Genomic DNA, 25,329 nt, shown 5'->3' with positions numbered 1-25,329 from the left:
ATCTAATATTCTCTCTTAATCATGTAGAAACTTCCTAAAAAACCACCATGATTCGTTTTTACTTCTTTGACCTCACTTGAATATTTAGCAAAAAGACTTTTTAGCAAACTAGTATTGTAGAGGTTCATTTGCATTACTGGTTCAAACTTAAATTCCCTGTGTTTTATTGAAGAGTACAAAAAATTGTAAGCAGGCACTTTTGTTCTCAAATAAAAGTTCAGATAGGATTTGGTTGGCAGTTCGTGACCGTGAGTTATCTGAACGTGAGCGACCCCTCCAATTTTCACCTTATCCAATAGCTGTTGAAGTAAAGCAAGCCCTCGATCTACTTCAATATGCTGTAAGACGATATATGAATTTACAAGGTCGAAAGAAGGAAGCTCTGGAAGGTTTTTTCCATCATACACTTGAAATCTTACATTTTCTCTTTCAAATGTATGGGCATGTTCTTTTGCCTTTTCAATAATTTCTGGAGAGATATCCAAGCCTACGACTTCTTTGCCTGTAATTCTCGAAAAAGGTATAGCCAATCGTCCTACTCCACAACCAAAATCCAGAATAGACGCTTGGTCCAAAGAAATAGAAAATGCTTGTGTAATTCTCTCAGCAGTTTCTTTTACATACGCTTCTCCTGTTTCAAAAAATTCATTCAAGCCATCTTCTGTAATGTTTTCTGTTTTGTATTTTTCATCTGAAAGTACACCAAAGTAAGGGTCTGTTTTCCCAAATTTCTTCCAATTATCTAAAGAATCACGCTTCATTTTAATCTAGATTTAATAATTTTTGCAGGATTTCCTCCAACAATACTGAATGGTGGAACATCTTTCGTTACCACAGATCCTGCTGCTACAATAGACCCTTTTCCTACGGTAACTCCGGCAAGTATTATAGAATTTGCAGCTATCCAACAATCATTTTCAATTTTCACAAAGGATCGTGTAACACCCTGTTCAATCATGGACTTATCCACATCCTCAAAATTATGATTTTCAGAGTAAATACTGACTCTAGGAGACATCATTACGTTATCTCCAATTTCTATATATCCTGAACAACCAATGTAGCTATACGGCCCAATACTGCTGTTATTTCCAACTTTTAGACCAACACCTGCTTCACCACCATATAAATTTGTAGGTCGGATAATTGCATAGCTGCCTACTGTCACTTTATCACCAAAAATTAAGCCTTTTTGAGAAAGTCCATTAATTTCGCAATGGTCTTGTGCGATAAAATTTTTCCCCACTTCAATATATCCTACTTGCCTTAGCGTCACTCTTTTTCCAACTAAAAAAACTCCCTTTACTGACTTTAATCTCCATCTATACCATGTGCCTCGGATCAGCCAAATACTCATTCGAAAAATTACTCCCAATGTGGATAAACTATCCCAATCATCACCAAACCTTTCGCTTAGGTCAATTCCAGTGATTTTTGAAATACTTTTCCCTAGGAAATTACTCATCTAAAATATCGTTGAAAGTTTGCGCCAAAGATAAGAAAAACTTCTCCGTTGTAAATTCCTTGAGCCTCATTATCCCTTTCTTTCTTAAACTTTCTCGTAAATGCTCATCTTCAATTAATTTGATCATGTTCCTAAGCAAATTTTCAGAAATATTCTCCTCCAAAATTAATGCGGCATCTCCAGCTACTTCCTTCAGTGCACCTTGATTGGAAACAATGACAGGCAGCCCAAATGAAAAGGCTTCCAAAACAGGCAAACCAAACCCTTCATTTGAGGAAGGGAAAATATAAGCTAAGGCATTTTGAAAATAAGTGCTCAATTGTCCTTGGCTGACATAGCCTGGGAAAATAACCTGTTCTTCTAGCTTGTACTTTTTCACTAAAGCGATCAGGTTATCATAATCATCCAATGTTTCTCTTGGACCTCTCTGCCCGACAAGAAAAAGTTTAAAATCTGCATATTCAGGAATGTGGATAAGTTCGGAAAATGCTTTGATCAACATGCTAAGGTTCTTTCTTATCTCCAGGACACCCACATGTAAAAAATATCTTTCTGGTGATTTTGAATAAGATTTTAATGAGTTATCCACATTATTTCTTAAGCCAGATGATGGATAGGCAACATCGATTCTTAGATCCTTGAATTCATTCATATTTTGGAGACGACTTTTAGAAAATTCCGTAATTGTCACCACAGAAGCATTTTTTTGGAGTCCTTTTTTGAGGAAATATAAAAAGTATTTGAGCCAGATTTTTTGATAATGTTCAGGATTGTCCCAAAAAAAAGTATCATGGATGACCGAAACTTTTTTTCCTCTTCCCCACATTGGACTGAGAATATCAGGGCTGAAAATAAGGTCTGCTTGATGCCAAAAGGAAAGCAAAGGAAGAATAAGCTGCTTCCTAAAAAGGTATAACAATTGAAAAAGAAGATTTTTCCATTTTGGGGTTTTTCCTCTGAAAAAAGTGCTTTGACTAACACTTTCAAAATCAGGACTGATAATATATTCAAGATCTGAATTGGCGTTTTTCTTAACTTCTTCGCAAATGGAAAGGATGTAAGTCTTGATGCCCGTTTGGGCTACATGAAGGTAGAACACATCTATCAATACTCTTTTCCTAGGCTTCATCGGTTTTGAGTTTTGAGTAATTGTTCATTGCATAACCAATCATCCACCAAGAAATCCAGCTGATGTATAAATACATTTCTGCATTGGCGGTAAAAAGTGGAAGGATTAATCCAGTTTTGGCAGCTGCACCTGTGAATGCGATTCTCGCAGTCATCACATTGTCTGTATTTCTAAATACACGAATACTATGGATAATTGAAAAAGTTAAGAGTAAAATGTATATAATCATACCAATCCACCCTAACTGTACACCATAGATCAAAAATTGATTTTCACCACCAATCCTCAAATCATCAGTAACACTACCGGCATTACCACTCATGGCCAAACCTGCACCCCAAGGGTTTTCAATCATTCCTTCTAAGGCATTCAACCACTCAACGAGATGCCCAACACTAGAGAGGTTTTGGAATGTGAGTGTATCTAAGACGAAGAAATAAAAGTCTTCAGAAGCAAAGAAAACTACGAAAACAACAAAAGAGACCACCATAGAAAAGCCAATCATAATCAAGGTATAAAGTCTAAAAGTGATTGCAATAAAAAACAGCATCACAAAGAAAGATGCGAAAGAGGCTCTTGATGCAGCAAAAAACAAACTTCCCATTGCAAAAAGCATGATAAAAATGTAGGAAATTGAATCTTCTCTTTTACTCGTCAAATACCAAATTAACCCAGCTGCAAATCCCATCAAGACGGAACTTGATAGTTCTAAAGGATCTGAAAAGACAGAGGCCAGCCTCTTGGTCATCGCTTGTGTTTCAAAGGTCCAAGAAAGCCCAAAATTTCCTGATGGTTCTACATTGTTGATAACCTGATTGAAATTCGCATAACCGGTAAACGTTTGAAAATGTGTGTCTAAAACGACTTCCATTAAGTTGACTGCAAAACCAACTACTGTTAACCCAAAAATAATTTTGAAAACCAAAGCCACTTCTTGTTTATTGAATTTGGTATTTCGGCCCATAAAGTAGACCATGGCTGGAATAATCATTCCTTTGAAATAGAAGATTTTTCCTGAGAAGGTAGCTTCTCCTATAGGAGCGAAAAGAAAAAATACTGCAAGTAGAATCAATGCAGCAAATAGCTTATCCACAAGTGTAAGCCGAAATGGATATTGAAAGATATTTTTTTGAAAAAGTACAAAAACAAGAACAGCAAAAATTACTATCAGATCTTTGAAGAACTGCAGTGATTTGACTACGAATACCGATTCAGTTGATGCATAAGTGACACTTAAATAGACTGTATAAATTGGAAAATAAATCAAAAGAAAGTAGATGATATATTCCCATTTTCCATGCAGAATAGCATTTCTACCTGTCCAAAAAATAGTCAGTAAGAGCAGTGTGGATAAAATTACAAAAATAATAAAATGCATTCAGTGGATGTTGTTAGCTCAAATTTAGGGAAGTAAAGTTCTTATTTCCCAACTAGAAAAAAAATAATGGGTTCTTGTAATGCCTATTTTACACAGACTATCCATTGATTGATTTTGAAGAAATTCTGAACTACTCGTGTAAGCTTATTTTTCAGAGGCATTTTGTATTTGATCAGGTTACTATATTTATCTCCTAAGGTATGTGAATAATGCAATTTGATTTGAAGTCCTTGTTCTTTGACTAAAGTTGCCAAAAGATGTTTAGGGAAAATAAATGTATGCTCTAATCCATCGATAATTCGAGGAACTTTGAGTTGCAGGTGATTCAACCATTTGTAGCTTTTATAGAGTAGACTTGACATATCTGGAGTTCCTATAGCAAGTGTTCCTCCTGGCTTTAATATCCTCTTCATTTCAGCTATATATGCTTTAGGGTCCAATACATGCTCAATAACGTGGCTGATATGGATAAAATCAAAATAATTAGCTGTGGATAACTCCCCTTTAAAAACCTTGACAGGAAATTCACTTTCTACAAAATTTATTGCCCCTTGATCAAATTCTGTAGCATATAGCTCAAATCCAAGTTGATGAGCATAAGCCAAGCCCATTCCAAGTCCGCAACCTACATCCAAAAATTTCCCTGTTTTTTCATAAATACTGAAGTGAGGTGCACTTTTGAAAATCTCACCTTTATCCAGACTTTTAACTTTTAAAATCTCCTCTTTTATTGTGCTTTTGTAATCTGTACTTTGATAAATATCTTTTTCATAATAGTTGTTATAATACTGAAATAGGTCATTCGCATCAGCCATTGGATTGGCAAAAACTAACCCACAATCTTTACATCTAGCTCTTGAAATATGCGGTCCGAATCGATGAAGGTCGATCGCATCTCCGACAATGTTAGAAGAAGAACAAATTGGACAATTTTTATGGATAATCATTAAACGGCTTATTAATCATTAAGAAGTAAAACTAATAAAATTGTTTACCGAGGAGGCAACAATTCCTGAGATTTTGGGTCTTTGCTTAACCCGTCATAAAGTCCAAAAATAACAGCTTTAACTTTCCTAATCCGTAATCTGAGACAAAAATAAGTTATCCATATCAGAAACTTGAAGATTTGATATGGCCATGCTACCAGATAATGTGGAAATTTGGTATGAAGTCTCAATTGGAAAAGCTGATTTCTGGCTGTGAGATAGAAGACAGTAGGGCTCAACTGACCTTCAGAGGATTGCTTTTTGGAGGCAGCTCCTGCTTCATGATAAATTACAGCTTTCGGCTCAAGACCAATTTTGTAACCAAACTCAACCACGCGAAGAGAGAAATCCACATCTTCAAAATAAGCAAAAAAGGAATCGTTCAACAGACCAACCTTTTTAAAAATATAAGCAGGTACAAGCATGCAACATCCAGTTGCCCAATCAAGGTCTTTATGGACTTCATTTGAATATTGATTTAAAGGATCTCTATCAGCTATCGTTTTTGATCTTCCTAACCAAGTTTGGAATTTACCACCACCACTCCAAATGACATCTCTTTCTTGATTGAATAAAATTAAGGGTTGAACGATGCCATACTCTGGATTAGCTTGTTGAAAATCCACCAAATTGGATAAAAAATCTGGTTCCACTTCTGTGTCATTATTTAAGAGTAGTACTAAATCGAAATTGGCCTGTATAGCAGCATTGATACCAAGATTATTCCCTCCAGTAAAACCTAGATTACTTTTATTTTCCAATAAAGTGATATTTTGAAATCCTTCTTTCAGTTTTTGCACGGAATCATCAGTAGAACCATTGTCTATAACAAAAATTTGATGATTTAAATAGTCGATTCTAGAAAGGGAGACAAGACAAGCCCGAGTAAATTCAAATCCATTCCAGTTAACCAGAATTATAGCCACAGAAGGATTTGAATCTTTTTTCATTGTGTACAATTAAATTTGATGTGTTTTATTTAGTAAAATAAAAACAAGCTTGATCTCCTATTAGCTCTTGATTATAAATTTTAGCTTGTTGTATAGCTTTCTTTAATTCGATTTTATTAATGCTATTAACATCGTAATTCAATAAACTTCCACCATTTTTATAGTGTTTGGAGATCAAAAACTGTGATTCATCACTATCAAAAACTACTTTTTTTATCTTGAAGCCGGCATTTTGAGCCAAGGATAACATAGCCTTGACTGAAGGAATAAAGAAATGCCTTGGAGCATCTATTTGAAACCAATTGATACCATAATCTTTCCAAATCTTAGCATCAGAAACCGGGGTTCGGATAAGAAGTTGTCCATTTTTCTTGACTAATCTTGATAGAAGGTCGAAGACTTTCTTGGGTTCAGCCATATGTTCAAAAGAATGATGCATCATCACCACTTCAAATTCATCCTTAATATTATCGATGGCAACCTTTTTAACAGTTAACCCTTTCAAGTTAATCTCTTTGTAAACATACGGATCAAATCCATGAAGATTTATGAAACCTGAACAGTGCATCTCATAAAGCAATTGCCCAGGTCCACATCCGATGTCAGCTATTTTGCTGTTAAAATCAATATCTAGCTCTTTGATCCAATTGATATAAGGCTTTGTGGATTTCTTAAATATCCCAAAATTATAAAATTGCCATCGAACCTTTTTGAATAGATTTTTTATAGCATTGCTTTTGACAAATTTCCCTGTGGTATAATATTGAGAAGAGTAATAGCGATCAAGATTGTCAGGAACTGATACGATTTGTAGTGATCTGCATTTTTGACAATTCAGATATGTAAATTCATCTCCAAGACCAAACATTTTTTCATAAGCTTGAAAATGTTCATTCCCTTCTGAATTTCCGCAGGCAATACATACTTTAGCTCTATTTTCAATCATTATTCATTTGAATTTCAATAGGTAAATTTACCTTTTGTTGTTGATTAATATATTGAAAATATCAGTGATCTCTCTTTTATTATGTTTTAGATTTAGTGCAATGCAGATAAAAAACACAAATAATTCTGTTGAAATCAATGCAAATGAAAGCCCTACTCCACCATAATAGTGTGTCAAAGTGATTGATGCTAAAATCATATACAAGCACATCAGCCAAGAGGAATTGAACATTAAATTTTTTTGATTTTTGGCTAAAAACAGAATCACATTGATATTGTTAAGACAGGCTAGAAAAGGCACAAAAGCCAAAACTTTTAAGAAGGATACTGCTTCTGGGAGTTCTTTTTTTGAGAGTACTTTAATAATGATTGGAGCTAGAAAATAAGTGGCCAAGGATATAAATGTTCCAATTAACAATGCCCAGCCAGCTATTTTGATACAGAATCTATAGAATTTTTCCTTATCATTTTGATAGAGTTTCGAAGCATTTGGATAAACAGCCTGAATCACTAAAGCAGGAAACATCCTCAAAACCAATCCGATTTTTTCTGCCAAGCTAAACATCCCTAAGGTATTAGAGTTTGCAAAAAAAGAAAGAATAATCAATCCTCCATTAACTGAAATATGAGAAGCTAAAAGGGAAAAGAAAAACAAAGTATTAGATTTAATTGAATTGAAAACCTGCCTCAATCTTGGTTTGTAAAAAGTAATATCTAATTCATAATGAATATATAAAAGCAATAAAATATTGATTGAAAACCCTGCTCCTCCCAAAAGAAAATTAACCCATTTGGATTGGTCTGGACTGTGGATAAACAAAACAATCCCCATCAGGAAAAGGAGCTTGCTGAAGATATTTGCAATGGAAATCAACTTCATTTTTTCCATTCCCTGAAAAAACCAAAGCGGCATAGTCGCCTCTGAAAACAACATTAATAAAGAAAAAATTAGTATAATCTGATATTCTTGGAATAAGTTGAATCCAAAAATGGCAATTAAAATTATTGCTGAAGCAATCGTCGCTAAAATGATCTTTCCTGAAAAAATATTAGAAACTAAGTGAGAAAGTTCTGTATTATTTTTTTGATTGATCGCGACATCTCTAGGAGCACTAAGATTGAACCCAAAGCTCACAAAGATATTGGCCAAGACAACTACAGATAACGCTAAATTCACAAACCCAAACTGATCTACGCCAATCCCTTGAATAAGCAGAGGCATAGAAATCAAAGAAATCAAAACATTGGATGCTTGAATAATTGCCAAAAAAATAAAATTCTGAATCGACTTATTTCGAAACAGATTGATAAATGGAAAGGGGGATATTTTTTCAAGCATAAAAAAGTAAAAGATTATCGGGTTTCTCTCACATAGATTTCATACAACTTCGTCAAATAAAGCGAGAACAAAAGCATGATAAAAGCGATGGCAGCTCCAAATACAATTCCTTTTTTTAATTTGATTTCGATTCTTTGTAATGGGAATCTTGGAGAATCTATGATTTGAATTAAGGGTGAATTGTTTCTATGATTGACTCTGGCAATTTCCAGATTTTTGACAATTTCTGAATACACTGATGAGGCAGCAGAGATGTCAATTTGCCTTTTTCGGGCATCCACTGTTCCGGATTGCAAAAGCGGATTGGGATTGGGAATTCTATCGGCTGTATTGGCATAAGCTACTAAACTTTCGTCCAATATTTTCCTCACACTATCTGCTTGTGTTTGGAGAATTTGTAGATTTTCAGCAGTTTTTTTGGTTTTGGTTTCGAAATAAAAACCATTCACTTTTTCTACCAAAGTTTCATTAAACACTTTCGAAAACGCCTCATCTTTAGATTGAATGCTTACTTTGATGATGGTCAATTTCCTATCAGGCTTATTCACCCCAAGATGATCTTTTCTGATCAGCTTGGTGATTTCCTTCACTACAGAATCTTGTGTCACAGAAAAGGACGCTCTTTCGATTGAAAAATCAAAAGCACTCAAGTCCACTTTACTTTTCCACTTCTTTTGGAGCTTATTGAAAGCAATAAATCGATCAATTAAAAGGGATTCTTCATCAAAAGGACTCAAAAGTGCCTTATCAATCATATTGTCAGAGCGATAGAGCTCCATGATGTTATCTCCCTGAAAAAGGCCACTTGAACTTCCTAAAGAACCCAAATTCACTCCCACCAATGAAGCCAATCCAGACATGCCTCCCATACCTCCCATATCAGATTCTTCCAATACAAAAGAAGTTTCTGCTAAATAAACTGGCTTTTTAACTATTGAAATGACAGCTCCAAGTATTCCCCCAAGCAAAACAATTCCAAGTATCAATTTCCATTGACCCAAGAAATAATTGATCCAAAATCTAAATCTCAAAACAATCTCTTTAAGAGTAATCTTATCGTCCAAAATATGCTTTTCTGACATGCTACTTATTGACTTAATTGTGAGATAATCAAAGCTAGTGTGGCTATACCAGTCGTTAATCCTATTAACTCACCAGGTCTAAGCATTACTTTTGGTCCTTTTGTAGGTACGAAAATCTCTGCACCGGGCTCAACATTCGGATAGGCTCGAATGCCTAGGAAATTTCTTGTTCTCGATACTTCCCCATTGGCATAGACCACATAAGTTCTCTTCCTATTTGCTCTGGAATCAAAACCGCCTGCTTTATTGATGTAGTGCTTCAGCCCTTTTACATTTTCATACCTTACGGTTGTAGGATAGACGACATCGCCACGCATCCTGATGGTTTGCAATTGTCTCGGAATAGAAATGATATCCCCCTCTTCCAAAATCAAGTCATAATCGGAACCTGGATTATTGATGATTTTCTCTAAATCTATAGCCACTGCTTCCGTCTGTTTGATCTTGATAGGAGAAATATCAGCTTTACTTTCAGCGATTCCAGCAATCGTTTCCTTTTTTACATCAGATACAGCAGAGCTTTCTGCCGCACTACTTTGATCTGCTTCTCTATTTCCTAAGTCTTTGAATAACCTTTCAAGAAGTAATTCTTGTGCTTCAGTATTATTCGGGTCGAATTGGAGTTTTTGTTGAAGATCGATCAGGTTTTTCTGTCTTCTAAGTTGCTCAGATTCTGTATCATAATATTCTGTTCTTCTGATCAACGTTGCCCCTTTTGGATAAGCAAAGGCAGTCAAACCACCTGCTCTGCCGATGACATCAGAGATTCTTTCTTTCGCTGATTGCACGGCAAATGCGCCTGGAGAATTTACCTGACCTTCTATAAAGATCATTTTCTCCAAAGTGAAATTAGGCTTGCGTCTGATAATCACATTATCAAATGGTGCGAGAACTTCCGTTTCATTTGAAAGACTCAAATCTTGATTGATGGTGATAGGAATCAAGGTAGAAAAGACCCCTGATTCAGGATTTTCAATTCTTCTTGCGATTTCTATATCCTCAGTGCTTGCAGCTTCTCTAAGTCCACCTGCCAAAATAATGAGATCTTCTACAGTCATTTGTTTTGAGAAAGGATATGTTCCTGGCTTTTTTACCTCTCCTGTAATTTGAACATAGATCTCTTCTTTGAGATCGTAGATGCTTGAAATTCTGACAACATCTTCTCTTTCCAGTAGAATATCTTGAGCAGTTCCAGATAAAATGTTTTGAAGATTGACATTGATGATTTCTGTGCTTAAGTCATCTTTGGTTCTTAAGATACTCGCTCGCTCCAAGAAGGCTTCTCCTTTAATCCCATCAGCATTTTCTATCAATTTTTTAAGTGTCAACCCTTCAGTAAGTGCGTAGTTTCCTTCACGGAATACAGCGCCTTTGATTTGAACCCTGTTGCTAAACCTATTCAGTACTTTTCCTATGGTGTAGACATCACCGCCTTTGACAGTGAAAATTTCAAATTGATTTTTGAAGATATCAGAGACTGCCCTTTGTTTCCCAGTCACTCTCGTTACGGTAATTCGGTCTTGAAAAGCTTCATCGGTAAAACCTCCTGCGTATTTGAGTAATTGGTCAAAGCTTTCACCATTCTTCACTTCAAATATCTTCTTTCTCTTTACTTCACCTTCCATCGTGGCCCTACCTTCAAAAGGCTCCACCAAAATGATGTCTTGATCTTGGATTTGGAGATTTAGATTAGCTTTTCCATTGATCAGAAAATCATAAATATCGATCGTAGATACAACATTTCCGTTTCTTACCAATTTGATATTACGCATGGTACCATTTTCATTTGGCCCTCCTGCTGCATAAAGTGCATTAAAAACCGAACTGAAAGCACTCAGCGTAAATGTTCCAGGCAACCTGACCTCACCAACTAAGTGGACTTTTATTGTTCTTACATTTCCTAGGGTAACCTGAATAAAAGTATTTGGATTTGATCCCCTCATTCCCTCATAAAAACCAGAGATTCTATTTTTCAATATCGCTGTGGCTTCTTCTATCGATTTACCTGAAAGACTTACCGGACCGATATTATCTATGATCGCAAACCCGTCAGGATTGATATTAGCTTCATAATATTCCTCAGATTGGCCATAGATATCTATATAAATCATATCTCCAGCTCCCAAAATATAGCTTTTTGGAGTTGCTAGATTTAAGTTAGGTTCGAAGGTTAATTTCCTGTTTTTGTTATAAAAAAGGTCAGTCCCAAAATAAGGAGATTCTTCATCTTCCAAAGCATCACTTTGTTGAAATTTGAAAATTCCTTGTGTGATTTCATTGATGTCACCTTGGGTACGTGGTTCTCTTTTTGAGGCGCCAGCAGTAGTCGATCTTCCCATTGATCCAGCGAAATTTATTTTTTCAATTCGCTCTTGTAGCTTTTCAATCTGATACGCAGACAAGCCTCTTAATCGTGCCATTTGGATCAATTCAGCCTCAGAAAGCCCTGCTTCGCTTGCTCTTCTCAAAAGCTCTTTGATCTGCTCATCAGACAGTTCCTCTACATTGATACTAGAAATATCAGATAAAGACTGGGCTTGAGCTTGATAGGGGATTACTAAAAAAAGAGCTGAAAAGAGAATAATTGCAGCACAAAGGTTTCTAAATAATGAAATTAGAGGTGAATGCATAAGGGTAAAGACATTTAAGATCAATTGCATCAATGAAAATGAAAGCGTTCAATCCATAGAAGCAAGAATGGTATTCTTTCAGTATAAAATATGAGAAAACTTGCGTAAAGATAACTATTCCATGCAGTAAAGAAATAGTCTAAGAGCTAAAATAAGGGGTTTTTCATTTACTCTGAACAGTTCTTACAAATTTCTATCTCTGTTCTATCTGTAAGAAGCTGTTTCCTAAAATGCTGATATTTTGAATTTTGCCATATTTCAGCCATTGGGGTATAATTGATTTGACCCATGACATGTTCGGCATCTTTGTCAAAACAGCAGGGAACTACCCGTCCATCCCAAGTTACTACAGCACCTTGCCACATGCGCCAACATTTGTTTTCAATGGACTTTTTGAGTTTCCACTTTCCATTTTTCGCTAATATATATCGCGAATATTTCTCTTCGCTTGGAATTAACTCAGAGCCATTTTCAAAATCGTAAATCTGTGTAGACTTCAGCTGCAACTCGTCCACCTTCATTTCACTTGCCCAATATTTCAATTCATTGAGTTGATGTTCATTCTTACCTGTGACGAGAAATTGTAAAATGACTCGCGGATATAGCTGTTTTCTTTCTGCTCTTTTTTCGATCAGCAATTTCAGCCCTTCCTGAACTTTCGATAAACTCCCTCCAATCCGATAATCCTGATAAACTTCCTGAGTGATTCCATCCATTGAGATGATCAATTGTTTTAATCCGGAATCTAATGTTTTGGACACATTTTGCTCTGTCAAGTAATGTGCATTTGTAGAGGTAGCTGTGAAGACTTTTCGCTCATATGCATACTTTACCAATTCTAAAAATTTTGGATGCAGATAAGGTTCTCCCTGAAAGTATAAATGTAAATAGGTTAGCTCAGGTGCATTTTCATCAATAATTTTTTTGAAAAGTGCTTCCTGAATCATGCCTGTTGGACGGGAAAAGATCCTCAAGCCACTTGGACACTCCGGGCATCTGAGATTGCAGCTTGTGGTTGGTTCTATGGAGAGTGTCGTGGGCTTTCCCCAGACTATAGGTTTTTTGATCCAACGGCTATAGTGAAATGAAGAGAATAACAAAAAATAGTTAGAGATTTTCCTCCAACTGAGTAGTTTCAAATAGCTATGGGCTGTAATTAATTGATTCACAAAAGTCCGATCAGATATACGAAGGTAAGTTAGCAAAATGTTATTTATTGCGAAGGGATAATATGTTGGATCTTTAAATCTAATGAAGACATTCGACCCCAGTGGGCATACGCTTAAGTTAACGCGTATGCCCAATGGGGTCGGGGTTGGCATGTGCATATTGGTTTTCCCAGAAACATTAAACCTATTTGAGGTCGAGATTTATCAATCATGATCTATAATAGAAACTAACCAAAATTACGTTGAGCTTATCTATATCGGTAATATTTCTAACATTAACTTTAAAAAAAAGCATAATCGATTAGATTTTATCTTTATTTATCCTGAAGGGATAGCATGTTTATAGAAAAAATAGGATACAGTATCGTACCCAACGACCCTAAAAGGGTCGCATGTTTATAAATGAATATTATTAATCGAATATCGTTTTTACCTTTAGACAATTTGTTATTTAAGCATGAAAAAAGCGGAGAATCTTACATCTCCGCTTTTTTTATTCCTAAGTTTCTCAATTCTTCTTCGATTTCAACTCACCTGCAAGATCCATTAGGAAGCTATCGATAGTACCGGGCTTGACGTGAGGCATCACCACAATTTTGTACCATTCAGCTTTGTGTTCGTAGGAATTTGCAACCAAATAGTATTTGTCAGCAAGTTCGGCTGACATATATTTAGCTTTGATGGCTATGATATTATTATATGGATTTCTGAAATACTCCACACCCATTTTCTCCAATTTCTTACAAATCCGCTCAGTTTTGTCACAGAGGGTTTCCATCTTATATTTCCATCCTTCGGAGCCGTGAATTTTTAAAATCATCCACATTGAAATCGCATTGGCACCGGAGCGACTTCCACTGATCGTGTAGTCTTTTCCCGGAATGTATTGTGCTTCTTCAGTTTTCACATATTCTATATATCCCTTTCTGATCAAAAACAAACCAGTACCATAAGGCGTCTGAAGCATTTTGTGCCCATCCGCTGTTATAGAGTTCATGTATGGGTTTTGAAATGTGAATCGACTCGTCGTATTGGTAAAAGGATAGATAAATCCTCCATACGCAGCATCAACATGAATTCTGAAATCCACATTTTGATTACTGAAAAAATCACCCAACATATCGATATCATCCACCGACCCGAACATCGTTGTAGATAAGTTGGCAATGACAATAAAGTATTTGACTCCATTCGATCTGGCTTCTTTGATTTTCTCTTCCAGAGATGATTTAAGGATTTCCCTAGTCTCTGAATCTACTTCAAGAATGATATTTTGAATGTTAAGGATGTTTGCTCCCTTAGGCATAGAATAGTGAGAATCTTCTGAATAGACTAAGCCGATTTCTCCCAGTCGGGCACCATGCTCTTTTATGAAATAATTGCGGTATATCCACATGGCTTGGATATTCGCTTCCGTTCCTCCTGTAGCGACATAGCCATCTTGGCCATTGGGTTCTCCATTGAAAATTTCCTCGGCTACTAAGTGTATTAATTCTCTTTCAATCTTTTGTGTTCCTTCAAAGACTTCCAAAACAGATTTGTCGCTCAACGTATGTACGCCAATATGATTTGGGTTACGCACCATGGCAGACATATAAGGAGCATCTTGAAGGAATGGGGCATCAGGATAAAATTCTGAGGTATCCAAGTAAGTGCCTGGAATTCCAAGAATTGGTCTTTCGCCTCTATAATCAAGGTTTTCACCAAGAGCTTTGAAGACGATTTCTTTGATTTGTTCGTGTGATAATTTTTTCCAATACATGATAATAAGTTAAAATGGTAAGAAATTAATTCCAAATCTTCCAAGCAGCTTCCGCCTGAAGATGTAGCATTTCCAAACCGTTTTTAACTATAGCACCTCGTGCTTCCATGGAGCGCATCAAAAAAGTTTTTTCAGGATTATAGACCAAATCATACACTTTATGCTGATTTGTGATCAAGTTCACATCAATCTCTGGCATCACTTCAGTCTCTGGAAATGTCCCAAGAGGGGTAGAATTGATGATAAGATGATGACTTTGCAAGATGTTTTCATCTGCTTTGAGGTCCTGGTAAGTAATCATTCCTTCCACATTACTAGATGTACGAGACACAATCAAATATTCAATTCCTAAATCTCTCAAAGCTTGATTTACTGCTTTAGAAGCACCTCCAGTTCCTAAAACCAATGCTTTTGGGCGATCCTCACCCAACCAGTTTTCAAGTGAATTTTTGAAACCAATATAATCGGTATTGTATCCAATGAGTTTGTCACCTTCAATTTTAATGCAATTGACTGCACCGATTTTTTCACAAGCTGAATCGAGTTCGTCCAAAAGTGCGATCACTTTCTCTTTGTAAGGAATGGTTACACTCAAGCCTTCTAACTCTTTATTTTGAGTCAAAACATCTTTCAAATGCTCGATTTCATCCAATTCGTAAAGATCAAATTGACAATCAGACATTCCTTCTCTCTCAAATTTCTCAGAGAAATATTTCTTAGAAAAGGAGTGGGAAAGTTTAAAACCGATTAAGCCGAATTTTCTCATTGTTTTTTCAAATAATAGGCTAGCCTTTCAATTCCTACTACCAACAGAATACCAAAAGAAAAAGCCAATATTGCCTGTAAAAATAAAGATTCTTCTCCAGTTACAGCAAGGTAATTTTGAGGAAGAATATTTTCTGTCAAAAGTGGCTTCTGAGCTCCAGAAGAAGACAAGCGATAACTCAATACGACTTTCCATGGCCAAAGCTTATTGATTGAACCCAGCATAAAACCAGATAATAATCCAATAGTAAGTGCGTGGTGATTTTTTAATAACCAAGAAATCACTCGGCTAAATAGTAAGAGGCCTGTAATACAACCTGCACCAAAAATAGCAATGACCAAGAAGTTTTTATCTGAAACAGCAGCTAAAATCCGTTCGTATTGTCCGAGCATCAAGAGAAGAAAACTTCCTGAAACTCCTGGTAAAATCATTGCACAAATGGCAATTGCGCCTGCTACAAATGTAAACCAATATCCTTCTGGAGAACTTACTGATGGAATGCTAGTAAATAAATAGGCTCCAAGGATTCCAAGCAAAATTGCAGCTACGACTCCCAAAGACCACTTTTTGATATCCCGAAGAATGATGATAGCAGAAATGATGATCAGACCACCGAAAAAAGACCAAACAGGAATTGGGTGATTTTCAATCAGGTAGGTTATTAACTTAGAAAGAGCGAAAATGCTAGTTAGAATTCCAAACAAGAGCGTTGCTAAAAATCCTCCGTTGATATGCTTCCATAGAGCACTAAGTTGAAACTTAAACAAAAGTCTCAGAGCTGTTTTGTCTATAGCATTGATGCTGTTAAGCAGTTTTTCATAAATCCCTGTGATAAGCGCAATAGATCCACCAGAAACTCCAGGAACTATATCTGCTGCACCCATCGACATTCCTTTCAGATAGGTAAGGATTTTTTCTTTGATTTGAGTCATGAATGAAAACGAATTGGACTGTCTTGTTGAGATAAGACAGTCCAAGTTTTTTATAATTTTATATCTCCAAGGAAATGATCAAAAGTATCACCCCTAAGTCCCAGTCGGATAGTTTCTAATGGAATAAGTTCATTTGGAGCAATATTACCTAGATTGACATTCGCACCGAGCAGTTTTACAAACCATACCTGTTGTTCTTTCTGCGGAGCCTCCCAAATGATTTTTTCTTCTGGGATTTTTGTCAAAATCTCTTCCACAAGACCTTGTCTTACTTCTCCAGAATCTCTAAAAAGCCCAACATTTCCCCCTTCTCTTGCCTCACCAATTACTTTCCAAGATCCAGCTTGAAGTTCTTTCTCCATCTGATCGATCCATTTGTAAGGAGGGATGATTTTAGCGGCATCTTTTGAGCCTACTTCTGAAAGGACCGTGACGTCTTTGCTCAAGGTTTCTATAAACTCACATTTCTTGTCATGGGCCAAACTGATAGACCCATCGGAAACTTCCGCATAGCTCAAATTATACTTTTCTAAAACCCTTCTGTAGTCTTCGAATTGATTTCTAATGACAAAGGCTTCAAATAAAGTCCCACCAAAATAAACCGGAATTCCAGCATCTTGGTAAATACTTATTTTTTGGGCTAGGTTCTTCGTCAAATAAGAAGTAGCCCAGCCAAATTTTACAATATCAACATATTCTCCATGCGCATCTACAAAATCTTCAACTTCTCTTATGCTGAGTCCTTTGTCCATGACCATGGTAAAACCTGCGGTACGTGGTTTCTCTGTACGTACAGGAACGTTGTTTAGAACATAGTTCATTCTCTTTGTTTTTCAGGTATTAAATTGATTTCAAGAAGGCGAAGAACCTTCCTTAAATTGAGAGATAATCTTGAAAATAGCCTTTTGGTGCTTTACCTCAGGCATCAAATCATACAATATCGTATGCTTTTCAAAGTCCAAAGTTAATGCATTTTCTAAATAAGTAAAGGCTTCTTTGTATTTACCTGCTTTGATGAGATAGACTACCAAGCGATAATATAACTCTGAGTTTTCGGGCAACTCCTCTATCCCTTCTTTAATGACATCTTCTGCTTCTTCAAATCTATTTTGATCGAAATAAATAATAGAAAGATTGATATAGGTCTCTACAATTCCAGGTTCCAAATTGATTGCCTCTTCATAAGCTTCAGAGCTTGCATGGAGATTTCCCAATTGATACTCTGCATCTGCCAAGCCAACCCAATAATTTGCATTATCGTCAGACAACTTGATTGCTTTCTTGAAATAATGAATTGCCTCAAAAAATTTCTCTTTTTTCAGCATACACATTCCTAAGCCAAACCACGCATCTTCGTATTCAGGATCTAATTTTGCTGATTTCTTAAAATATTTAAAAGCCTGATCGATCTGCCCAAGCTTTTCATAAGCTGCTCCCATGTAGCAGCAGTTTTCAGAATTTGTTCCCTCACAGTTGATCGTATTTTGATACGCTTCGAGTGCCAATTCGAACTGCTCAGTATTCATATAAGCATTGCCAAGATTGAAGTATGCTGAAGCAAAAGCATCATCAATGATCAATGCATAATCATACGCTTTGATCGCCTCCTCGAACCTCCCTAATCGATTGTAAACAACACCTAAATTGTACCAAGCTCCCGCAGAATAAGGATCCTGATCTATAAACTCTTGGTAAAACTCCAAGATTTCATTAAACGACCCTTCTTCTTCTGTGATCATTGCCAATTGAAAGAGTGCGTCTTCGTGGTTGATCTTGACTTTGACACATTCTTTATAGTAATAGACAGCTTTTTCTTTATTATCATCTGCCCTATAAAAGGTGCCTAGGGAATAATATACTTCAGCTTTGTCCTCAGCTAAAGGAAGAAACTCCTCAAGAATAGCTATGGCCTCTTTGATACTTCCCGAAATCATCATCGCATTGGTCAAAGCCAAGATGATTTCTTCATTATTGGGAGAAATATTATTGATATTTTCTAAAAGCTCAAGACCTTCTTCCAATTCGTCATTAAAAATGAGGCATTGTGCTTTGAGTAATTTGATCTCTATGCTGAATGGAAATTTTTCCAAAGCATGTGTGGAGGCTCTAAGTGCCTTGAGGAATTTTTGATTTTCAAAATAAAACCGGATGATATCTTCCAGCTCCTCTTCTTCAAAATAAAGGTCTAGGTTAGCTTTGAGAGAGTTTTCAAACCTTTTTACCAACTCTTTATCATTATTCCATTCGTTTTCAAAATCTCCGGTCATCGGCTATATTTTAAATTCTAACTTAAGATACCAATTAAATCAGTGTCTCAAAATCAATTCAAATTATTTTTTGCTTTGTGAGAATAAATGCTCGCCTCTGTTTTGTTGGAGCGATTCTCTATTTTCGATCTTTTCAAACGACAGCATCCTAGGATTCGTTCTCTTTTGCCCAAGATATGGTTTCTTCTAATGTCTTAAACTCAAAATTGAGCTCCTTCTTGATTCTTTCATTAGACATGCTGAATTTAAGTTGGGCAAGTTTGGCAGATTGTGGACTAATTGGAATCTTGCTCAATCCTAATAGTCTTCCAAGCCAAGAAGCTGCTAGCACGATTTTGAGCATACCGTTACTAATCGGTTTAGTTGGGGGCTTTTTTCCAAATGCTTTACCCAGTTTTTCAAAAAATTGCTTGTATGGAATTGAGCCTGCATTGATGATGTAGCGCATTCCCCAAGTTTCTTTTATGTAGCATTGTGCGACGGCCTCTGCTACATCTCTTACATCTACATAATTGATGATTCCAGCTGGATAATAAGAATTCTCTTTCAGTACATAATCATAGATTTTTGTGCTTGTTCGATCATCTGTAATCCTTCCTAAAACAACTGAAGGATAGACTACAATAACATCCAAGCCTTCTTGAGCCGCTCTCCACACTTCCAATTCTCCCAAATATTTTGAAATTGCATAAGGTGAATTGAGGGGAGATTCTGTCCATTTTTGGCTTTCCGTTACAGTGAAAGCCTCTGGAGTTCTTCCTAATGCAGCGACAGAACTAATGTGAATCAGTTTTTTGATGTTTTTTTGAAGCATTACATTGACCACATTGGCCGTTCCAATCAGATTTACATCCATCAATGCTTTTTTATCTTTATCAAGATATGAAACCAATCCTGCAACATGTATAATCATATCCATGCCTTCAAATGCAGCTTCTAAAGATTGATAATCATTAATATCCCCTTCTATCCACTTGACTCTCTTGTCTTGAAGTAGTGAATCGTCACTTTGAGGTCTTTTGAGCGCATGGATTTCTCCCAGTGCAAAAAATCTTTTGGCAATATAACTTCCTACCAATCCTGAAGCACCTGTTATGAGAATCTTCATAGGGTTTTGTTCAACAAGTCTAATTCCTGTAATTTTTCATAATACTTGCTTTGAGGCAATGTCTCCAAAGCATCTAGGTACTTTCCATTGTGGCAATCAGTTCCCACCAGTTTTATACGGTTTTCATCTATAAGCGTCTCGGCAAATACCCTGCTTTCTTTGGAATAAAAACCAGTCAAAGAAAGAAGATTAATTTGAAAATAAACTTCTCTATCCAATAAATCCTGAACCAGCTTTTTATCATTCAATAAATAGAAATATCTTTCTGGATGTGCCAAGATAGGTTTGTAATGTTGAAGCTCAAGTTCAAACAAGGTTTCTAGTAAAATAGCTGGTTTTTCAATAAAACCAGTTTCTACCAAAATCAAATTGTCCGAAACAGTCAATAATTGCTCTCCTTTTTTTATTTTCTCAAAAAAGAATTCATCTAAGTAATACTCAGCCGCGCCAAGAATTTCTATATCTATTTCTTGATTTGACAATTCTTCTTGTAGTGCCTTGATTCCATTCGTTATGATCTCAGGAGTATTTTTGTAAAATTCCCACATGATATGGGGCGTAGTGATGATTTTTTTTATTCCATAACCTTTGAGTCTTTGGATCAATTCTATGGATTGCTCCAATGTTTTTGCTCCATCGTCTATGCCAGGAATGAGATGAGAGTGCATATCTATCTGCATCCAATCAAGCCTAAGGTTTTCTTGGGAATTGTTGGATTTACTCCTTCTAAAAATATCAAAAATACTCATTTATAAACCCCCTGTGTGTCTTTTAAATTCCTCTAATGTTGGCCATGTAATATCTTTTTCAGAAAGAATAGGATTTTCTACTTGCCAATCTATATTTAACTCAGGATCATTCCATAGAATTCCTCCTTCAGCTTCTTTATTATAATAATTGGAACACCTGTACATGAAAATCGCTGTATCCAATACAGAAAATCCATGAGCAAAACCCTCTGGAATAAATAGGGCATTGTTGATTTTACTATCTAGCACTATACTAAAATGTTGACCAAAAGTCTTGGAATCCTCTCTCAAATCAACAATTACATCTAAAACTTTTCCATGGATAACCCGAACCAATTTGGCTTGAGCATAAGGTTTTTTTTGAAAATGTAAACCACGGATGGTTCCCGCTTGGGAGTAAGATTGATTCTCTTGAACCCAATTGATTTGTATTCCTTGTGATTCTAAGGCTTCCGCTCTAAAGGATTCAAAGAAATACCCTCTACTATCTTCAAAAATCCTTGGTATCAGTTCAAAAACCCCTTCAAATGGAGTTGGGTGTACTTTCATGCTTTATTGTTTGATTTACCAATGAATTGGCTCTTTTATTAATATAAATTCAAAGATAATAGGATTTCATCTGAGCTTGGTATTTTTGCAGAATTATAAGCAAGGAACTAAAAAGCTTATCTTTTCCTTTTCAAACACAGAGCTTAAATTAAAAGATGACTAAATATTCAAAAAAACTTCAAAAATTACATGAAACCGCTCCAAAGGTGGATACTGCAGTTCTTGTAGCCCTGATCAAACAAGGACAGTCTGACAGGCAAATCCATGATTTTTTGGATGAGCTTGCTTTTTTGACTGAGACTTTAGGAGCAAAAACCGTCTACAGATTCACCCAAAGACTGGAAAAACCTGATGTAAAAAGTTTTGTTGGAACGGGAAAACTAGAAGAAATCAGAACTTATATAGAGCATTTTGAAGTCGATATGGTCATTTTTGATGATGATCTTTCTCCGTCTCAAATGAGAAACTTGGAAAATGAACTCAAAGTAAAAGTTTATGATAGGTCTTTGCTGATTTTGGATATTTTCCTCAAAAGAGCTCAAACCGCACAAGCAAAAACGCAAGTTGAATTGGCAAGATTTCAATATCTTTTGCCTCGACTGACAAATATGTGGACTCACTTGGAAAGACAAAGAGGTGGGACAACCACGCGTGGTGGATCAGGTGAAAAAGAAATTGAAACTGATAAAAGAGATATTCGTGGAAGGATTACACTTCTCAAAGAAAAACTCAAAGAAGTTGAAAAACAAGGTATTACTCAGCGTAAAAGCAGAAAAGGAATAGTTCGGGTTTCGTTGGTGGGTTATACTAACGTCGGAAAAAGCACCTTGATGAATCTGATCACTAAAACTGATATTTTAGCCGAAAACAAGCTTTTTGCAACTGTGGATTCCACTGTAAGAAAAGTAGTGCTTGAGAATATTCCTTTCTTGCTTTCAGATACGGTTGGGTTTATCAGGAAATTGCCTACTCACTTGATTGAATCTTTCAAATCTACTTTGGACGAAATTAGAGAGGCAGATTTATTAATTCATGTCGTGGACATTAGTCATCCGGGTTTCGAAGATCATATCGCTGTTGTCAATGAAACATTGAATGAGATAGGCGCAAGAGATAAGCCAATGCTGCTCGTTTTCAACAAAATCGATCTAGTGGCTCAGATGCCTTCTGAAGAGGAGCAAATGAATATGACAGAAATCGAATTGGAAGAAAGCAACTTCCTAGACTTCGAAAAACTCTCGGAAGCTTACAAGAAAAAAACCGGAATTTCTCCAGTTTTCATGGCAGCAGAAAGTGGTCAGAATGTTGAAGAATTTAGAGAGGTCTTAGTCAGAGAAGTCAAAAAAGAGCATAAGAAAATGTATCCGCACTATCTGGAAGATGAAAAGATAGACATGACAGGATTTGAAGAATAGATCAAAGGGGTTTCAAGAAATTGAAACTCCTTTTTTTGAGCCGAAATTGAGCTAAAATATCACCAGCTTTTCAAAATCAATCCATTGATTAATTCATCAAAATAAGCTCCATTGTATGGCCCATACCAATTCATTCCTCGAACTTCGTGGTAATCGTAATCATAATACTCATCAGGAGTTATGTATCCAATGTAACCCCCATTGAAAGTAGTCAACATCAAATTTAGCCCACGACTTTTTGCTAAGGCTTCCCAATCTTTCATAAAGACTCCTGACATTTCCCCACTTGAACTCAAAAGCAGAGTGTTTCCTAAAAGAAGTGCATCAATATGTGCATCGCTATTACCAAATGCTGTTTCAAAAATCCATGGGCTCAACCGTACATTTTTTCCCAATTTATAATGCGCTTCTCGAAGAGCTACTGGGAGCTTTGTAAATGCTATTTTCTCTTTTGCTATTGGGCTGATTTGCTTCACATTTTTTATGCTTTGCCGATAAACTGCCTCAGCAAAAGCTTCCACATGCTCTGGTTGATTCCCTGTTCGAGCAGGCCCCTGACTTCCTACTGCACCAGCGGCAAACAAAGCAAAATCATACATTTTATCTTCTAATTTCTCCATCAAATAGTGTGGGTAATCACCCGATAAACCCATGAACTTTACCGCCAAAGTAGTCGGATGGGCGCTGTATGTTAAAAATGCAGCACGCTCACCTGAATTTTTCTGAAAAGTCAACTGTCGAATAAATGGATCAATCGGTCCTCCTTTGATGAATCGATTGTATACCAAAGTATCTGTTTGAGAAATCTGATAATTGATAAAAGCAGTGTCTTGACTTGCCAAAGCTGATTCCAGTCCTTCGAGTGTTTTTTGCTCAAGCATCTTCACTATAGATTCATCATATCCACCAAAAGCAACTTTGCCCATCAATCCTGGGATATACCCTCCAATTCCGCTGTGAGTATGCGTAGCAGTGAAGTAAGTAAAATCAATTGGAAAGCCTTGATTTTTTATACTCGTTTTTATTCTATCCGCTAAATAGGGGTGAACGATCAGCAACTCGTAATTCAAAATCGCAATGTTTTGAACTCCGTTTCCAACAACCAAAACCCTCACAAAACTGCTATCTAGAACAAATTCATATTTTCCACGTGGTGCGTAACCTACGAGGTTTGCAGGTTGCTCAGGAGTCGCGTTGACTTTTGACCAACCCACCTGCCAAAATTCCCCTTCTGAAAAGTTGGGCTCGAGATTTTCAAGATCTGAAATGGTTTGGAGATAATAGTCTTTTGTTTTATAATCAGATCTATCAATAGATTTTGTCAACAAAACCCCAATCAAGGAAAGTATAAAAAGCACGAGGAAAAATGTAGAAAGGACTTTTTGAAGCATAATTTTAATTGATAAGTGTATTTTTCAAGAAGCCTTTCAACAACATTTCTAGTATTCAAAAGTACCATGAGCACCTTGAATGGTGACTTTCTTACCTTCATGTGGCAATACCCTTCCGATAATTTTTGCCTCTACACCAAATCCTTCTGCAATATCAATTATCTCTTCAGCAGATCTCTCTTCGAGGTAGATTTCCATTCTATGACCCATGTTGAAAACCTTGTACATTTCCTTCCAATCAGTACCGCTCTCTTCCTGAATAATTTTAAATAAAGGTGGAGTTTCAAACAGGTTGTCTTTGATCACATGTACGTTATCTACAAAATGAAGCACTTTGGTCTGTGCACCTCCACTGCAATGTACGATTCCACTAATCTTAGGTCTGAGATATTTCAATACATCCACCATAATCGGCGCATACGTTCGCGTAGGAGAAAGGACTAATTTTCCAATATCCACAGGAGTACCCGGCGCTGGATCGGTTAATCCATATTTTCCAGAATAAACCAAACTCTCAGGAACAGCAGGATCGAAGCTTTCAGGAAATTTTGTTTTGAGTACTTTAGAAAAAACATCATGACGTGCTGAGGTCAAGCCGTTGCTACCCATTCCGCCATTATAAAAATCTTCGTATGTCGCTTGCCCAAATGATGAAAGCCCTACGACTACATCACCTGCTTTGATTTTGTCATTTGATATCACTTCATCACGGCGTATTCTGCATGTAACAGTACTATCCACAATGATCGTTCTTACCAAATCTCCGACATCTGCAGTCTCTCCTCCAGTCAAAACTACATTGACCCCATTTTCTCGAAGCATTTGTAAAACCTCCTCCGTGCCTTCAATCAATGCTGAGATGACCTCTCCAGGTACAAGGTTTTTATTTCGACCAATAGTAGATGATACCAGAATATTATTGATTGCACCCACGCAGAGCAAATCATCTGTATTCATGATGATGGCATCCTGAGCAATACCTTTCCATACACTCAAATCCCCCGTTTCTTTCCAATACATATAGGCTAAAGCTGACTTTGTCCCTGCTCCATCTGCATGCATGATGTTGCAATACTCGGGGTCATTTCCAAGAGTATCTTCTACGATTTTACAAAATGCTTTGGGAAAAAGTCCTTTATCCAACTTAGAAATTGCTTGGTGAACATCCTCTTTAGAAGCAGAAACACCACGCTGCATATACCTTTCGTTCATGGGGGATTGATGGGTTGGTTATATGGAAGACAAAGTTAAGGATTAATTCCAAGAGATATTGGTTTGTCAACTGTTGAAATCATTTATAAAGACTAATTTTGTAGC

The 25,329-nt window shown here is 36.4% G+C and carries 22 protein-coding genes; 1 reads left to right on the top strand and 21 read right to left on the bottom strand.

The genetic code is table 11. The annotated features are described in order from the left end of the window. Nucleotides 1–2: 2 nt before the first annotated feature. The 19 genes from BELBA_RS04535 to rfbC all read right to left on the bottom strand — a co-directional run bounded on the left by BELBA_RS04535 (nt 3) and on the right by rfbC (nt 21,206). Nucleotides 3–761, bottom strand: coding sequence for a class I SAM-dependent methyltransferase (locus BELBA_RS04535; RefSeq protein ID WP_014771579.1), 759 nt, complete (start codon nt 759–761; stop codon nt 3–5). After that, a complete protein-coding gene (locus BELBA_RS04530; protein WP_014771578.1) occupies nt 758–1,465 on the bottom strand; it encodes an acyltransferase in 708 nt (235 codons plus the stop codon). The genes BELBA_RS04535 and BELBA_RS04530 overlap by 4 nt, the downstream gene beginning before the upstream one ends. After that, the gene (locus BELBA_RS04525) at nt 1,458–2,594 is read right to left on the bottom strand and encodes a glycosyltransferase family 4 protein (RefSeq protein ID WP_014771577.1); all 1,137 of its coding nucleotides are present in this window, start codon (nt 2,592–2,594) and stop codon (nt 1,458–1,460) included. Before BELBA_RS04525 ends, BELBA_RS04530 begins: the two co-directional genes overlap by 8 nt. Beyond that, nucleotides 2,584–3,972, bottom strand: a complete 1,389-nt coding sequence (locus BELBA_RS04520; RefSeq protein WP_014771576.1) for a hypothetical protein — start codon at nt 3,970–3,972, stop codon at nt 2,584–2,586. The genes BELBA_RS04525 and BELBA_RS04520 overlap by 11 nt, the downstream gene beginning before the upstream one ends. Nucleotides 3,973–4,055: 83 nt before the next feature. Next, nucleotides 4,056–4,919, bottom strand: a complete 864-nt coding sequence (locus tag BELBA_RS04515) for a class I SAM-dependent methyltransferase (protein ID WP_014771575.1) — start codon at nt 4,917–4,919, stop codon at nt 4,056–4,058. A gap of 44 nt (nt 4,920–4,963) precedes the next feature. Further along, nucleotides 4,964–5,908, bottom strand: a complete 945-nt coding sequence (locus tag BELBA_RS04510) for a glycosyltransferase family 2 protein (protein ID WP_014771574.1) — start codon at nt 5,906–5,908, stop codon at nt 4,964–4,966. A gap of 25 nt (nt 5,909–5,933) precedes the next feature. Further along, entirely contained in the window at nt 5,934–6,854 is a 921-nt protein-coding gene (locus BELBA_RS04505) for a class I SAM-dependent methyltransferase (RefSeq protein ID WP_014771573.1), read from the bottom strand. 27 nt (nt 6,855–6,881) lie between these two features. Further along, entirely contained in the window at nt 6,882–8,192 is a 1,311-nt protein-coding gene (locus tag BELBA_RS04500) for an oligosaccharide flippase family protein (RefSeq protein ID WP_014771572.1), read from the bottom strand. A 14-nt stretch (nt 8,193–8,206) separates the two neighbouring features. Then, complete coding sequence (locus BELBA_RS04495) at nt 8,207–9,274, bottom strand: GumC domain-containing protein (RefSeq protein WP_014771571.1); 1,068 nt, start codon at nt 9,272–9,274, stop codon at nt 8,207–8,209. 5 nt (nt 9,275–9,279) lie between these two features. Beyond that, nucleotides 9,280–11,904, bottom strand: a complete 2,625-nt coding sequence (locus tag BELBA_RS04490) for an SLBB domain-containing protein (RefSeq protein WP_014771570.1) — start codon at nt 11,902–11,904, stop codon at nt 9,280–9,282. A gap of 167 nt (nt 11,905–12,071) precedes the next feature. Next, entirely contained in the window at nt 12,072–13,226 is a 1,155-nt protein-coding gene (locus BELBA_RS04485) for a radical SAM/SPASM domain-containing protein (RefSeq protein WP_014771569.1), read from the bottom strand. Between the two features lie 355 nt (nt 13,227–13,581). Beyond that, nucleotides 13,582–14,835: a pyridoxal-dependent decarboxylase gene (locus tag BELBA_RS04480; RefSeq protein WP_014771568.1), complete on the bottom strand. Its 1,254-nt coding sequence runs from the start codon at nt 14,833–14,835 to the stop codon at nt 13,582–13,584. Between the two features lie 25 nt (nt 14,836–14,860). Further along, nucleotides 14,861–15,601 carry a shikimate dehydrogenase family protein gene (locus BELBA_RS04475; RefSeq protein WP_014771567.1) on the bottom strand — a complete coding sequence of 247 codons (741 nt, stop codon included), beginning with the start codon at nt 15,599–15,601 and terminating at the stop codon, nt 14,861–14,863. Beyond that, nucleotides 15,598–16,533: a DUF368 domain-containing protein gene (locus tag BELBA_RS04470; RefSeq protein WP_041779226.1), complete on the bottom strand. Its 936-nt coding sequence runs from the start codon at nt 16,531–16,533 to the stop codon at nt 15,598–15,600. Before BELBA_RS04470 ends, BELBA_RS04475 begins: the two co-directional genes overlap by 4 nt. A 50-nt stretch (nt 16,534–16,583) precedes the next feature. After that, nucleotides 16,584–17,354 (bottom strand): phosphosulfolactate synthase, encoded by a 771-nt coding sequence (locus BELBA_RS04465; protein WP_014771565.1) that lies wholly within the window; start codon nt 17,352–17,354, stop codon nt 16,584–16,586. Between the two features lie 30 nt (nt 17,355–17,384). After that, nucleotides 17,385–18,800 carry a tetratricopeptide repeat protein gene (locus tag BELBA_RS04460; RefSeq protein WP_014771564.1) on the bottom strand — a complete coding sequence of 472 codons (1,416 nt, stop codon included), beginning with the start codon at nt 18,798–18,800 and terminating at the stop codon, nt 17,385–17,387. 148 nt (nt 18,801–18,948) lie between these two features. Continuing rightward, complete coding sequence (locus BELBA_RS04455) at nt 18,949–19,908, bottom strand: SDR family NAD(P)-dependent oxidoreductase (protein WP_014771563.1); 960 nt, start codon at nt 19,906–19,908, stop codon at nt 18,949–18,951. Further along, on the bottom strand, nt 19,905–20,657 hold the full coding sequence (locus tag BELBA_RS04450; RefSeq protein ID WP_014771562.1) for a tyrosine-protein phosphatase: 753 nt from the start codon (nt 20,655–20,657) through the stop codon (nt 19,905–19,907). Before BELBA_RS04450 ends, BELBA_RS04455 begins: the two co-directional genes overlap by 4 nt. Further along, nucleotides 20,658–21,206 (bottom strand): dTDP-4-dehydrorhamnose 3,5-epimerase, encoded by a 549-nt coding sequence (rfbC, locus tag BELBA_RS04445; RefSeq protein WP_014771561.1) that lies wholly within the window; start codon nt 21,204–21,206, stop codon nt 20,658–20,660. Nucleotides 21,207–21,361: 155 nt separating this feature from the next. Here rfbC and hflX point away from each other — a divergent pair, with 155 nt between their 5' ends. After that, nucleotides 21,362–22,621 (top strand): GTPase HflX, encoded by a 1,260-nt coding sequence (gene hflX, locus BELBA_RS04440; protein WP_014771560.1) that lies wholly within the window; start codon nt 21,362–21,364, stop codon nt 22,619–22,621. A 59-nt stretch (nt 22,622–22,680) separates the two neighbouring features. Here the strand turns inward: hflX and BELBA_RS04435 are convergent, their stop codons facing one another. Next, a complete protein-coding gene (locus BELBA_RS04435) occupies nt 22,681–24,012 on the bottom strand; it encodes a neutral/alkaline nonlysosomal ceramidase (RefSeq protein WP_014771559.1) in 1,332 nt (443 codons plus the stop codon). A gap of 48 nt (nt 24,013–24,060) precedes the next feature. Further along, nucleotides 24,061–25,224, bottom strand: a complete 1,164-nt coding sequence (locus BELBA_RS04430) for an AIR synthase related protein (protein ID WP_041779225.1) — start codon at nt 25,222–25,224, stop codon at nt 24,061–24,063. Between the last annotated feature and the right edge of the window lie 105 nt (nt 25,225–25,329).

This window comes from Belliella baltica DSM 15883 (genome assembly GCF_000265405.1).
Classification (GTDB): Bacteria; Bacteroidota; Bacteroidia; order Cytophagales; family Cyclobacteriaceae; genus Belliella; species Belliella baltica.
This window is presented reverse-complemented; position numbering and strand designations above follow the sequence as displayed.